Below are 13134 nucleotides of genomic sequence, written 5' to 3' on the forward strand. Positions count from 1 at the left end.
TTGCGGCACCTCCCGCCGCGCAAGCTCCGGCCGCTACGGCGCAGGCAGCACCCGCCGCCACGGCCACGGCAGCGGGCAGCTATGTCGTGCAGCTTGCCGCCTTTCGCGATGAGCCGACGGCGCGAGCCGAATTCGAGAAGCTGAAGAAGAAGCATTCCGCGCTGGCCGGTCTTCAGGCCGATATTCAGCGGGCCGATCTCGGCGCCAAGGGCATCTATTACCGCCTGCGCGCGGGTTACATGGACAAGGCGAAGGCCGGCGAGCTTTGCCGAACGCTGAAGGCTCAGGGGCAGGCCTGCCTCGTCAAGCCGCGCTGACGGTGGCCTGATGGGACAGGGCGCCGTTATCTATGGCTGCGCGGGGCTCTCGCTCACCGGCGAGGAGCGGCGCTTCTTTCGCGAGACGCGGCCCTGGGGCTTCATCGTCTTTGCGCGAAACATCGAGGCGCCGGATCAGTTGCGCCGCCTCGTCGGAGAGTTGCGCGAAGCCGCCGGGCAGGATGCTCCTGTCCTGATCGATCAGGAGGGCGGGCGCGTCGCCCGCTTGCGACCGCCGCATTGGCGGGCTTATCCGCCGGGGCGGCATTATGGCGAGCTTTATGCCCGCTCGCGCGATGACGGGGCCGAAGCAACCTGGCTCGGCGCGCGGCTCATGGCGGCGGAACTCGCCGCTCTCGGCATCAATGTGGATTGTCTGCCCGTGCTCGATGTACCGGTCGCGGGGGCGCATGATGTTATCGGCGACCGTGCCTATGGCGCGACGCCCGAGCCCGTGATCGCACTCGGCCGCGCCGCCGCCGAGGGGCTGCTCGCCGGGGGCGTCCTGCCCGTCATCAAGCATATTCCGGGGCATGGGCGCGCGGGCGTGGACAGCCATCTGAGCCTTCCCGTCGTCGATACGGACGCGGACGTGCTCGCGAGGACGGACTTCGCCCCCTTCAGGGAGCTGGCTGACCTGCCGCTCGCCATGACGGCGCACGTCGTCTATTCCGCGCTCGATGCCGACAGGCCCGCCACCACTTCGGCGCGGGTGATCGGCGGCACCATACGCGGTGAAATCGGCTTCGACGGCTGCCTCATGTCGGACGATCTTTCGATGGAGGCGCTGGCGGGCTCGCTCGGCGAGAGGGCGAAGGCGAGCCTCGATGCGGGCTGCGACCTCGTTCTCCACTGTAACGGCCGGATGGACGAAATGCGGGCCATCGCCGAGGAGGTGCCGGCGCTCGGCGGCGATGCGGCGCGGCGCGCCGACGCGGCGCTGGCGCGTCTCAAGGCGCCCGAAGCCTTCGACGAGGAAGCCGCGCTGGCGCGCTTCCGGGCCCTCATGGGGCCTCTCGCCTGAGGCCCGTTCGTGGCTGGGGATAATTGCGAATGCAGGGTACCGTGCCGGCAGGCTGCGGGGTATAAGGGCACATCCGCTCGTGTCCTTATTTGCAGACTGACGCGGGGCCGTTTGAGATCAACGACATAGGCGGGCATGAACGAGGCGCCCTCACACAATGAGGCGGAGGCCGGAGCACCGGCCGCGGGGCTTGTGGCGCATCCGGAAGGCGGATCGGCGGAAGGCGCGCCTGTGTCCGGCGAGAGCTTCGAGGAGGGCCGTCCGATCGCCGCGCCCGAGGCCGAGGCGGATCAGGAATCGCTGATCGTCGATCTCGACGGCTTCGAGGGTCCGCTCGACGTCCTGCTGACCCTCGCGCGCAACCAGAAGGTCGATCTCACCCGGATCTCGATCCTCCAGCTTGCCGAGCAGTATCTCGATTTCATCAATCGCGCCCATCGGATGGAGCTCGATCTTGCGGCCGACTATCTGGTCATGGCGTCATGGCTCGCCTATCTGAAGTCGCGGCTGCTGCTGCCCCCGCCGGAGGAGGAAGAGGGGCCGAGCGGCGCGGAGATGGCGGCGCGGCTTGCCTTCCAGCTTCAACGGCTTGAGAGCATGCGGAATGCGTCACAGGCGCTTTTCGCCCGTCAGCGGCTCGGCATCCATGTCTTCCAGCGAGGCATGCCGGAGGGTATTCGCATTGTAAAAACAAGCGAGTATCAGGGCTCTCTCTTTGAACTTCTCAAGGCATATTCGGAACAGAGGCTCAAAGGACGCGAGACGCGGTGGGAGCCGAAGCGCCTGCCGATCCTTGCGATCGAAATCGCCCGCAAGCGGCTCGAGAATATGCTCGGCATGATGTTCGACTGGGGGCGGATCGACGCGCTTCTGCCCGCCGACTTCATGACCGGCGAACTCCGGCGCTCGGCGCTCGCAAGCACGCTCAGCGCGGCGCTCGTGCTCGCCAAGGATGGTGAGATCGAGATTGCACAGGCAGGGGCTTATCAGCCGCTCTTCGTGCGCCGAAAGAGGCCCGGCGAGGGATCAGCCCCCATGCCGGCAGATGATACTGACGACCAGCAGATAGAAGAATGACCGAAGAAACGCAGCCAGAGGCGGAAGCCGAGCCGATTGAAGCCACCGAAGCGGGCGAAGCCGCCGAGGCGGCCCCCGATGATGCGCGCCCTGAGGCTGAGGGCGAGGATGCCGTCTCCGCGCCTGGCGATGGCGAACCCCTTGCCACCGAGGATGAAGGCGGCGCTGACGGAGAGGAAGCCGAGCCGGAAGCCGAAGCCCCGGTTGAAGTTGAGGATGAACTTGAACCTGAGGCCGAGGATGAAGGCGACGCTGACGCCGATTCCGACTCCGACGACGATTCCGGATCGGCGGATGATGACGCGACGCCGGACGGGAACGCCAATGTCGTTCGGTTTCCGGCCAACGCGACCGATCACGCCGAGCTGATGCGCATGGCGGAGGCCCTGCTTTTCGCCGCCGCCGAGCCGCTCGACATCGACAGTCTTGCGGCGCGCCTGCCTGCAGGCACGGATGTCGGCGCGGTCATCGAGGATCTTCATAAATTTTATGAAAAACGCGGTGTAAACCTCGTTCGAATCGCAAATAAATGGATTTTCCGTACGGCGGATGATCTCTCCTTCCTCATGGAGCGCGAGGCGGTCGAGCAGAAGAAGCTCTCGCGCGCGGCCATGGAGACGCTGGCGATCATCGCCTATCACCAGCCGGTCACGCGCGCCGAGATCGAGGAAATTCGCGGCGTCTCCGTGTCCAAGGGCACGATCGACGTGCTGATGGAAACGGGCTGGGTGCGGCTGCGCGGCCGCAGGCGCACGCCGGGGCGGCCCGTCACCTATGGCACCACGGAAGCCTTCCTCCTGCATTTCGGGCTCGAGAATATCGGCGATCTGCCGGGGCTCGACGATCTCAAGGCGGCGGGGCTTCTCGATGGCAGGCTGCCGCCCGGCTTCGAGGTGCCGACGCCGAGCGAGAGCGGCGGCGAGGGCGATGGCGAGTTCGACGACGAGGCGCCGGAGGAATATGGCGCGGCGCTCGACGATCACCTCGCGCATATGGGCGAGGACGAGGCGACCTCCGAGTGACCGCGCGGGCGCCATTGGCGCGTTCAGCGCCGCCCCGTTTCCCTCAACTTATTGTGATTGTAGGAGGGGCGGCCGGCGGGATAAATGCTGGCGAGAGGTCGTAAACGCCGATCGGAGCGCCCATATTCGCCCCAGCGGTGATAAATTGTGCTTCGGCCCGCAGTCGCGGCGCTCGAGTTCGGCCAGCGGGCCTGGCCCTATTGGGAGAATGAGATGCTGAGCTGGACCCATATCCTTCTCGTCGTCGCCCTCGTTGTGCTGCTCTTCGGAACGGGCAAGGTTTCGAGCCTGATGGGCGATGTGGCGAAGGGCATCAACGCCTTCAAGAAGGGACTGAAGGAAGAGGACGAGGCCCCGGCCAAGAGCGACCCGAAGGTCATCGAAGGCGTGGCCACGCAGGACAGCGGCTCGGCCGCCAAGGACAAGACGGCGAACGGCTGAAGCCTTCGGGGCGCGCCCGAAGGGCCGCGCCTGACGTAATCCGGGTACCGTCATGTTCGATATCGGCTGGTCCGAACTCCTCCTCATCGCGGTGCTTGCAATCGTATTTGTGGGCCCAAAGGACTTGCCGCGCGTTATGCGCGTGGCGGGGCAGTATGTCGCCCGGATGCGCGCCATGGCCCGCGAGTTCCAGCAATCCTTCGAGGATCTTGCGCGGGAAAGCGAACTGGAGGAACTGCGCAAGGAAGTGGCCGATCTTCGCAGCCAGACCCTGGCGCCGCTCGGCGAAATCCGCCAGTCGGTCGAAGTCGATCTCGACCGGGCCGAGCCGTCCGCGCAGGCGGCGGCCGGAGAGGCGGGCGCGGAGCCCGCGGGCGAGCCGCGGCTTTCCGGGCGGCTTCCTGACGACATTGCGCCGGGCATAGCCGATGCCATCCGCGAGGCGGAGGAGATCGAGGCCGGCGAGAGCAAGACCGAGGCGGGACGCGGATGAGCGACGATGATATCGAATCCTCTCGCGCGCCATTGCTCGATCACCTGATCGAGCTTCGTTCGCGCCTCATCAAGTCGATCGTCGCGATCGTGATCGCCTTTGGCGTCTGCTTCACCTTCGCCAAGCAGATATTCAACATCCTGCTGCGTCCCTATGAGATCGCGGCGGGGACGGGCTCGGCCGCCAAGCTCATCTACACGGCGCCGCAGGAGTTTTTCATCACGCAGATGAAGCTCGCCATGTTCGGCGCCTTGTTCATCGCCTTTCCGATCATCGCGGCGCAGATCTACATGTTCGTCGCGCCGGGCCTCTACAAGAACGAGCGCAGGGCATTCCTGCCCTATCTGATCGCAACCCCCATCCTGTTCCTGATCGGCGCGGCGCTCGTCTATTTCGCCGTGATGCCAATGGCGCTTCATTTCTTCTTGGGGATGCAGCAGGCGGGCGGCGAGGGGCAGGCCACGATCGAGCTTCTGCCGCGCGTCAGCGAATATCTGAGCCTCATCATGGGGCTCATCTTCGCCTTCGGCATCTGCTTCCAGCTTCCGGTGATCCTGACGCTTCTTGCCCGTGTGGGAATTCTGTCTTCGCAGCAGCTTCGCAAGGGCCGGCGCTATGCGATCGTCATCGCGTTTTCGGTCGCGGCCGTGCTCACGCCGCCCGATCTCCTGAGCCAGATCAGCCTCGGCATTCCCATCGTCTTCCTCTACGAACTGTCCATCTGGGCGGTCGTTCTCGTGGAGCGCGCGAGGCGGGCCACGGCGGAAGCCGACGATGGCGCTGGCGGCGCGGAGGCGCCGGGCGGCATCTGAGCCCTCGTCTGGACGGTACGGGGCCTTCCGCGTATACAGGAGCCGCCGCAATCCCCAATCCGCCGGACTCCCATGCACGACATCAAGATCATCCGCGACGACCCCGAAGCCTTCGATGCGGGACTCGCAAAGCGCGGAATCGAACCGCAGGCGGCAAGGCTGATCGCCATCGACGAGCGCCGCCGCAAGATCATCGCGTCCTTGCAGGAGATGCAGGCGGCGCGCAACGATGCCTCCAAGCAGATCGGCGCCGCCAAGGCGAAGAAGGACGAGGCCCTTGCCCAGAAGCTCATGGACGAGGTCGCGCATCTGAAGGCGAAGATCCAGGCGGGCGAGGAAGACGAGCGCGCCGTCACCGCCGAGCTTGAAACCGAACTCGCCGCGATCCCGAACATTCCCTATGAGACGGTGCCGGTCGGCCCCGACGAAACGGCCAATGTGGAATATCGCCGGCACGGCAGCCCGCGGGCGATGAATTTCGCGCCCAGGGAGCATTTCGATCTCGGCGAAGCGCTCGGCCTCATGGATTTCGAGACAGCGGCAAAGCTTTCCGGCGCGCGCTTCGTCGTGCTCAAGGGCCTGCTCGCGCGGCTCGAGCGGGCGATCGCCAATTTCATGCTCGATCTCCATACGCGCGAATTCGGCTATACGGAAGTGAACCCGCCCTTGCTGGTCAAGGACCAGACCATGTTCGGCACGGCGCAACTGCCGAAATTCGCCGACGATCAGTTCGCGGTCTATAAGGGACAGAGCATTTCCGAGCAGGACAAATACTGGCTCATTCCGACCGCCGAAGTCTCGCTCACCAACCTCGTGCGCGAGAGCATCCTGTCGGAAGAGGAACTGCCGCTCCGCCTGACCGCCTGGACGCCCTGCTTCCGCGCCGAAGCGGGATCGGCGGGCCGCGATACGCGCGGCATGATCCGGATGCACCAGTTCTCCAAGGTCGAGCTTGTCTCGGTCACGACGCCCGAACAGGCGGATGAGGAGCACGAGCGGATGCTCGCCTGCGCCGAGGGCGTGCTGAAGGCGCTCGATCTTCACTATCGCGTCGTGACGCTCTCGACCGGCGACATGGGCTTTTCGTCCCGCAAGACCTATGACATCGAGGTCTGGCTGCCGGGGCAGGGCGCCTTCCGCGAAATCTCGTCATGCTCCGTCTGTGGCGATTTTCAGGCGCGGCGCATGCAGGCCCGGTACAAGCCCTCTGGAAGCAAGACCACGCGCTTCGTCAACACGCTCAACGGCTCGGGGCTTGCGGTCGGCCGCACGCTCATCGCCATTCTCGAAAATTATCAGCAGGCGGATGGCTCCGTTGCCATTCCAGCCGCGCTCAAGCCCTATATGGGCGGACAGGAAGTGATCGCTGCAAATGGCTAAGGTCAAGGCGGGTTCCAGAGCTTCGCGCGCGAAACCGGGCATGCGCATTCTCGTCACCAATGACGACGGCATCAACGCGCCGGGCCTTCAGGTGCTGACGCGGATCGCGCAGCAGCTTTCCAACGATGTGTGGGTCGCCTCGCCGGAAGAGGAACAGAGCGGCTCAGCCCATTCGCTCTCGCTTTCCAATCCCATTCGCGTCCGCCGTCTGAGCCCGCGCAAATTTGCGGTCAAGGGAACGCCTTCCGACAGCGTGCTGATGGCTGTGCGGCACATCATGAAGGACGGCGCGCCGGACCTCATTCTCTCCGGCGTCAATCGCGGCCAGAACGTCGCCGACGACGTGACCTATTCGGGCACCATCGCGGCGGCGATGGAGGGCACGCTGCTCGGCATTCCCTCGATCGCGCTTAGCCAGGCTTTCGGCTTCGGCGAGAACCGCGCCGTCAAGTGGTCGACGGCCGAGCATCACGCGCCGGACATCATCCGCAAGCTCGTCGCCGCGGGATGGCCGAAGGACGTCCTCATCAACATCAACTTCCCGGATGTGCTGCCACAGGCCGTCAAGGGCATCCAGGTTACGGCGCAGGGAAAGCGCGACCAGTCGCTCGTCCGTGTCGAGGAGCGCATCGACGCGCGCGCCAATCCTTATTACTGGCTCGGTTTTGAACGCATACTGAGCAATCCGTCCGAGGGAACGGACCTTCATGCCATTTACAACGGCATGATCTCGGTGAGCCCGCTCCACATGAACCTGACGCATGCGCGCACGCGCAGCGCGCTCGTCGCCGCGCTTGGAAAGCTCTGAGGGACAGATGGGTGGCGCATGAGCGATGAGGCACCCATGGATGAGATCGATCAGGCGAAGATCGAACTCATCATGTCGCTGAGGCGGCAGGGCATCCGCGACAAGCGCGTGCTCAACGCGATCGAGCGCATTCCGCGCGAGGGCTTCATCAACGCCTCTTTCCGCAAGCAGGCCTATGAGGACCACGCGCTGCCGATCGAATGCGGGCAGACGATCAGCCAGCCCTTCATCGTCGCCTATATGACCGAGCAGCTTCATGTGACCGACCGGATGAAGGTTCTCGAAGTCGGCACGGGTTCGGGCTATCAGGCGGCGGTGCTCTCCAGGCTCTGCCGGCGCGTCTATACGATCGAGCGCTACCGCACACTGCTCAGGGATGCGGTGAAGCGCTTCGAGGAACTTCACCTCCACAACATCACCGCCAAGGTCGGGGACGGCGCGGAGGGCTGGACGGAACAGGCGCCCTTCGACCGAATCATCGTGACGGCGGCGGCGCCCTCCGTTCCGCTGAAGCTCGTCGAGCAATTGAAGGTGGGCGGGCTGATGATCGTGCCTGTCGGCGCGCCGGGCGGGCGGGGCGAGCAGAACCTTGTGCGGATCGAGCGGACAGAGGAAGGTGTGCAGCGGGAGGAACTCATGCCGGTGCGATTCGTTCCGCTGGTCGAAGGCGTGGCGCGGGAATCCTGACCCGATGGGAGGGCTCTCGGCGGGCACCGGGCGAGGGCGGCAAGCGAGGTCCATGCGACAGAGGATGCGGCATCGAGCGGGGAGAGACGCGGCGCGGCTGATCGCCGGTCTGACGCTTGCGCTGACGCTTGCGGCCTGTGCATCCGAAAAGCCCTGGTGGGAAGGCGGTCCGGGGCAAGCCCGGCAGATCGAAACGACGCCCCTTTCGCCGCCGGGGAGAGGCGGAACCTATATCGTCCGGCCCGGCGACACGCTCTACAAGGTCTCGCGCGAGCAGAACATTCCGCTCCGCTCTCTCATCGACGCCAACAATCTCGAACCGCCTTATGCGCTGAAATCCGGGCAGCGGCTCGTCATTCCCACGGCGCGTTACCATGTGGTCCAGAGGGGCGACACGGTTTACAGCATCTCGCGCAGCTATGGCGTCGACATGGCGACGCTGACAAGCGCCAATCACATCGCGCCGCCCTACAAGATCAGGGTGGGCGAGCGATTGCAGCTTCCCTCGCAGGTGAACAGGCAGGTTGCCTCGGCCGAGACGGAGAGCACGAGCCCGGTCGTGCCGATGCGCCGTCCGGAGCCGGCAGGCAGCGCCGCCCAGCCGAGCCCTCAGCCCATATCCACGCAGCCGAAGCAGGCCCTGCCGGCGCCGCCCGTGCCTTCCGGCGAATTCATCTGGCCGACATCGACGGTCAAGATCATTTCCTCCTTCGGCGCGAAGGAAAACGGCCTTCACAATGATGGCGTCAACATCGCCGTACCGGCCGGAACGCCCGTGCGGGCCGCACAGAGCGGCGTCGTCGCCTATGCAGGCAACGAGCTCAAGGGCTATGGCAATCTTCTGCTCGTGCGCCATGCCAATGGCTGGATGACGGCCTATGCGCATAACAGCAAGCTGCTGGTGAAGCGCGGCGACACGGTGACGAAGGGGCAGACGATTTCGCTTTCCGGCAGCACGGGCAGCGTGACCTCGCCGCAGGTGCATTTTGAAATCAGAAAGGGAGCGAAGGCCGTCGATCCGCGAAGCGTCATCAGCGGATAAGATCAGGGCCATGTGCGCTGATTGCGGTTCGCCGAGGCAGCCCGAAAGGCGGCGGCTCTTGAAGTGGATGGCAGCGCTGCCGCTTGCCGCGCTGCCCGCTGTCGCGGCGGAGGCGGGGCTTGGCGATTATCGCCCGGTTTTCGCGCCAGCCCGCACGGAAGATGGCCGCGCGCTCGTCGTCATCAGGCGGTTCCTGCTTGCGGGCAAGCCGCATGTGCTGACGGTCGAAATTCCGGATTTTCGAACCAGGATCAGGCCGGAAGAATGGATTTCGTGGGAGCGGAGCGCGGACGTGGCCGCATCCTACGCAGCCTTGCTCGATGCGCTGTCGGGGCCGCCCCACCCGGTCGAGAATGCGGGGCTCACCCATGCAAGGGCTGCGGCCGAGGGCTTCTTTCTCACCGTCGACATGTGCCCCTCGTCGAAGCCCTTCGAGGCGAGGTTCTTCGCGGCGCTGGCGGCGCGGGCCGCGCGCGACGGCCGGGCGATGCCGGTCGCCATTTCGATCAGCGGATATTGGGCGCTCGATCACGCGGCCGAATTCGCCTCGCTCATCGAGCGGCAGCGGCTGGGCCAGCTCGACATCTCATGGGTCAACCACTCCTATGCGCATCGCTATGTGCGGGGCGTGCCGGATCGCGAGAATTTCCTGCTTCTGCCGCATACGGATTTCGAGCAGGAGGTGCTGAGGACCGAGCAGCTTCTCATCGCGCGGGGCCTGACGCCTTCCGTCTTCTTCCGCTTTCCGGGCCTCGTGTCCGATGCGCGCCTCATGGCCGCGCTTCGCCGTCTCGGCCTCGTGCCGCTCGGCGCGGATGCATGGCTCGCCAAGCTGCAAAAGCCAAAGCCCGGGAGCATCGTGCTCGTGCATGGGAACGGCAACGAGCCTTTCGGCATCCACGAAGCGCGGCGCTATCTCGCCGACGCGACTCGGCGCTGGCTGCCGCTCACCGAGGCCCTGGCCGGCTAGTCGAGCCTTTGGCCAAGGCGTCCGGCAAGATCCTGAATGAATTGCCAGGCGACGCGGCCCGAGCGGCTGCCGCGTGTGGCGGACCATTCGATGGCCTCGGCGTGAAGCGTTTCCCGATCGACCTTCAGGCCGTAATGGCTCGCATAGCCCTCGACCATGGCGAGGAACTCGGCCTGGCTGCAATTATGGAAGCCGAGCCAGAGGCCGAAACGGTCGGAAAGCGAGACTTTCTCCTCCACGGCCTCGGAAGGATTGATCGCCGTGGAGCGCTCATTCTCCATCATGTCGCGGGGCATGAGGTGCCGGCGGTTCGATGTCGCGTAGAAAATGACGTTGCGGGGGCGCCCCTCTATGCCGCCCTCGAGCACCGCCTTGAGCGACTTGTAGCTCGTGTCGTCATGGTCGAAGGAGAGATCGTCGCAGAAAATGAGGGCGCGGCGGGGCTCGGCGCGAAGCAGCGCCATGAGGCGCGGCAGGCTTTCGATGTCCTCCCGGTGGATCTCGATGAGGGCGAGGCTTCCCGGCTTCTCCGCGTTTATGGCCGCGTGAGCCGCCTTGACGAGCGAGCTTTTGCCCATGCCGCGCGCCCCCCAGAGCAGCGCATTGTTGGCGGGAAGCCCTTGCGCAAAGCGGCGCGTATTGTCGAGGAGGAGGTCGCGGACATGGTCGACGCCCTTGATAAGGGAGAGATCGACCCGCGCCACTTCGGCGACCGGCTCCAGAGCCGCTTTTTCCGCATTCCAGGTAAAGGCGTCCGCCTCGTCGAGCCGGGCGGTGCGGGCGGGGGCGGGCGAGAGACGCTCCAGGGCTTCGGCAATTCGGCGCAAAAGCTCTGAGTCGGTTCCGTTCTGTGGCATGGGGGCAGTAACTCCAGGCAGGCGAGGGGCGGACCCCGGCACGGGCGAACCATCCCAGAAAATGCTCGCGGGGACAAAGGTTAAGCGCGAAAAAGGCCGTCCAGGCCGGTTTGCAAATGCTTACCCTGCCGGTATATTCGCGCGCATTCACGCTCAGGTCCGCAGGCGGGCCCGGTGCCCATACTGCCATTGGAGACGTTTAATGTTTGGCCAGACCGGCGGCAGCAGCGATTTTCTGATCTCGCTGTTTCCCTTCATCGCACTCTTCGCAATCATGTATTTCCTCGTTCTCCGGCCCCAGCAGCGGCGGGTCAAGGAACACCAGAACATGGTGGCGAATGTCCGCCGGGGCGACATGGTCGTTACCTCGGGCGGCATCATCGGCAAGGTTTCGAAGGTGGACGACACCGAGGTTCAGGTCGAAATCGCCGAGGGCGTCAAAATCCGCGTCGTGAAGAGCACGCTGGCCGAGGTCCGCTCAAAGTCCGAGCCGGTGCCCGCCAACGCAAATACGCCTTCGTGAACCACAAGCGTATGGCTGCCGCCGGCCGGATCTGAGACCGGGGCAGCGGGGGACGAGTCGACATGCTGCAATTTGAACGCTGGAAGATCACGCTCATCCTGCTGGTGACGCTTGCGGGCTTCCTCTATACCGCGCCGAACTTCCTGCCCAAGTCGACGCTTGAAGGCCTGCCGGCCATCGTTCCTCACAAGCAGATCAATCTTGGTCTCGATCTACGCGGCGGTTCCTATCTGCTTCTTGAGGTGGATACGGCCACGGTCAATCGCGACCGGCTGCAGCAGCTCATCAACGACGTTCGCCGGGCGCTGCGCAGCGCCGAGGTGCTCTATACGGGCCTCGGCATCAGCGGCGACAACGTCACCGTCCGCATCACCCGGCCGGAAGACATGGCCAAGGCGGCCAAGGCCGTTCGCGATCTTTCGTCGGTGGTGACGTCGAACCTCCTCTCCGGCGGCCTGCCCGAGCGGGACCTCTCGGTCAGCACGTCGGGCAACCTCATCACCGTTTCGGTCACGGATTCGGCCAAGATGGCGCGCGCCCAATCGGCGGTTCAGCAGTCGATGGAGATCGTGCGGCGCCGTATCGACGAGCTTGGCACGACCGAACCCGTGATCCAGCAGCAGGGCTCCGACCGCATCCTCGTTCAGGTGCCGGGTCTTGACGATCCGCAGCGCCTGAAAGCGCTGCTCGGTCAGACCGCGAAGCTCAATTTCCGCCTCGTCGATGTTTCGACCACGGCGCAGCAGGCGCTCGCGACGCATAATGTTCCGGCCGGTTCGGAAGTCCTCTACATGACGGAAAATCCGTCCATGCCGCTGCTCGTGCAGCGGCGCGTCATGGTGGGCGGCGACAGCCTCATCGACGCGCAGCCGGGCTTCGATCAGCGCACGAACGAGCCCATCGTCAGCTTCCGCTTCGATTCGACCGGCGCCCGCCTCTTCGGCGAAGTCACGCGCGAGAATGTCGGCAAGCCCTTTGCCATCGTGCTCGACAACAAGGTCATCAGCGCGCCGGTCATCCGCGAGCCCATTCTCGGTGGTTCGGGGCAGATCAGCGGCAATTTCACCGTGCAGCAGGCAAACGACCTTGCGATCCTGCTGCGCGCGGGCGCGCTGCCAGCGCCGCTCAACGTGCTCGAAGAGCGGACCGTCGGGCCGGGCCTCGGCGCCGACTCGGTGCGCGCGGGCGCCATCGCCTCCATCATCGGCTCGGTCGCGGTCATCATCTACATGGTCGCGTCATATGGCCTCTTCGGCGTCTTCGCCAATATCGCGCTCATCGTGAACATCGCGCTCATCATGGGCGCGCTGTCGCTGCTGCAGGCAACGCTGACGCTGCCAGGCATCGCGGGCATCGTGCTCACCATCGGCACCGCGGTCGACGCCAACGTGCTCGTCTATGAGCGCATCCGCGAAGAGTTGCGGACGGGCAAATCGGTGATCGCCTCGATCGAGGCGGGGTATCACCGGGCGCTCGCCACCATTCTCGATGCCAATATCACCCATTTCATTGCGGCCGCCGTTCTGTTCGAGCTTGGGTCCGGCCCCGTTCGCGGCTTCGCCGTGACACTCGCCATCGGCGTCGTGACCTCGGTCTTCACCGGCTTCACGGTAAACCGCCTGATCGTTTCGACATGGGTGCGCCGCCGCCGCCCGAAGACGCTCGTGCTGTGAGGGAATGA

15 protein-coding genes are annotated in these 13134 nt (G+C 65.1%); 14 read left to right on the forward strand and 1 reads right to left on the reverse strand.

All coding sequences use genetic code 11. From position 1 onward, the window contains the following. The 12 genes from WBG82_RS14225 to WBG82_RS14280 form a co-directional block, all read left to right on the forward strand. Positions 1-317: SPOR domain-containing protein (locus WBG82_RS14225; protein ID WP_424425305.1), on the forward strand; the 317-nt coding region annotated here is incomplete at its 5' end. 10 nt (positions 318-327) lie between these two features. Next, on the forward strand, positions 328-1341 hold the full coding sequence (nagZ, locus tag WBG82_RS14230; protein ID WP_424425307.1) for a beta-N-acetylhexosaminidase: 1014 nt from the start codon (positions 328-330) through the stop codon (positions 1339-1341). 135 nt (positions 1342-1476) lie between these two features. Next, the gene (locus WBG82_RS14235) at positions 1477-2418 is read left to right on the forward strand and encodes a segregation and condensation protein A (RefSeq protein ID WP_424425309.1); all 942 of its coding nucleotides are present in this window, start codon (positions 1477-1479) and stop codon (positions 2416-2418) included. 368 nt (positions 2419-2786) lie between these two features. After that, complete coding sequence (gene scpB, locus WBG82_RS14240) at positions 2787-3440, forward strand: SMC-Scp complex subunit ScpB (protein WP_424425349.1); 654 nt, start codon at positions 2787-2789, stop codon at positions 3438-3440. A 147-nt stretch (positions 3441-3587) separates the two neighbouring features. Next, positions 3588-3881, forward strand: a complete 294-nt coding sequence (gene tatA, locus WBG82_RS14245) for a twin-arginine translocase TatA/TatE family subunit (RefSeq protein WP_424425311.1) — start codon at positions 3588-3590, stop codon at positions 3879-3881. 52 nt (positions 3882-3933) lie between these two features. Further along, a complete protein-coding gene (gene tatB / locus WBG82_RS14250; protein ID WP_424425313.1) occupies positions 3934-4374 on the forward strand; it encodes a Sec-independent protein translocase protein TatB in 441 nt (146 codons plus the stop codon). Continuing rightward, positions 4371-5186: a twin-arginine translocase subunit TatC gene (gene tatC, locus WBG82_RS14255; RefSeq protein WP_424425315.1), complete on the forward strand. Its 816-nt coding sequence runs from the start codon at positions 4371-4373 to the stop codon at positions 5184-5186. The genes tatB and tatC overlap by 4 nt, the downstream gene beginning before the upstream one ends. A gap of 72 nt (positions 5187-5258) precedes the next feature. Next, the gene (gene serS / locus WBG82_RS14260) at positions 5259-6566 is read left to right on the forward strand and encodes a serine--tRNA ligase (protein ID WP_424425317.1); all 1308 of its coding nucleotides are present in this window, start codon (positions 5259-5261) and stop codon (positions 6564-6566) included. Between the two features lie 40 nt (positions 6567-6606). Then, positions 6607-7374, forward strand: a complete 768-nt coding sequence (gene surE, locus WBG82_RS14265) for a 5'/3'-nucleotidase SurE (RefSeq protein WP_424425351.1) — start codon at positions 6607-6609, stop codon at positions 7372-7374. 36 nt (positions 7375-7410) lie between these two features. Beyond that, positions 7411-8061, forward strand: coding sequence for a protein-L-isoaspartate(D-aspartate) O-methyltransferase (locus WBG82_RS14270; protein ID WP_424425319.1), 651 nt, complete (start codon positions 7411-7413; stop codon positions 8059-8061). Between the two features lie 64 nt (positions 8062-8125). Continuing rightward, positions 8126-9103, forward strand: coding sequence for a peptidoglycan DD-metalloendopeptidase family protein (locus tag WBG82_RS14275; RefSeq protein ID WP_424425321.1), 978 nt, complete (start codon positions 8126-8128; stop codon positions 9101-9103). Between the two features lie 58 nt (positions 9104-9161). Then, positions 9162-10073, forward strand: coding sequence for a polysaccharide deacetylase (locus WBG82_RS14280; RefSeq protein WP_424425323.1), 912 nt, complete (start codon positions 9162-9164; stop codon positions 10071-10073). Here the strand turns inward: WBG82_RS14280 and WBG82_RS14285 are convergent. Continuing rightward, positions 10070-10930: an ATP-binding protein gene (locus WBG82_RS14285; protein ID WP_424425324.1), complete on the reverse strand. Its 861-nt coding sequence runs from the start codon at positions 10928-10930 to the stop codon at positions 10070-10072. The genes WBG82_RS14280 and WBG82_RS14285 overlap by 4 nt on opposite strands. Positions 10931-11132: 202 nt before the next feature. On the opposite strand from WBG82_RS14285, the gene yajC reads away from it, so the two are divergent. After that, positions 11133-11453, forward strand: a complete 321-nt coding sequence (gene yajC / locus WBG82_RS14290; RefSeq protein ID WP_424425326.1) for a preprotein translocase subunit YajC — start codon at positions 11133-11135, stop codon at positions 11451-11453. Between the two features lie 62 nt (positions 11454-11515). Beyond that, entirely contained in the window at positions 11516-13126 is a 1611-nt protein-coding gene (secD, locus tag WBG82_RS14295; RefSeq protein WP_424425328.1) for a protein translocase subunit SecD, read from the forward strand. Positions 13127-13134: the final 8 nt, after the last annotated feature.

The organism is Parvibaculum sp. (assembly GCF_049671045.1).
Taxonomy (GTDB): Bacteria; Pseudomonadota; Alphaproteobacteria; order Parvibaculales; family Parvibaculaceae; genus Parvibaculum.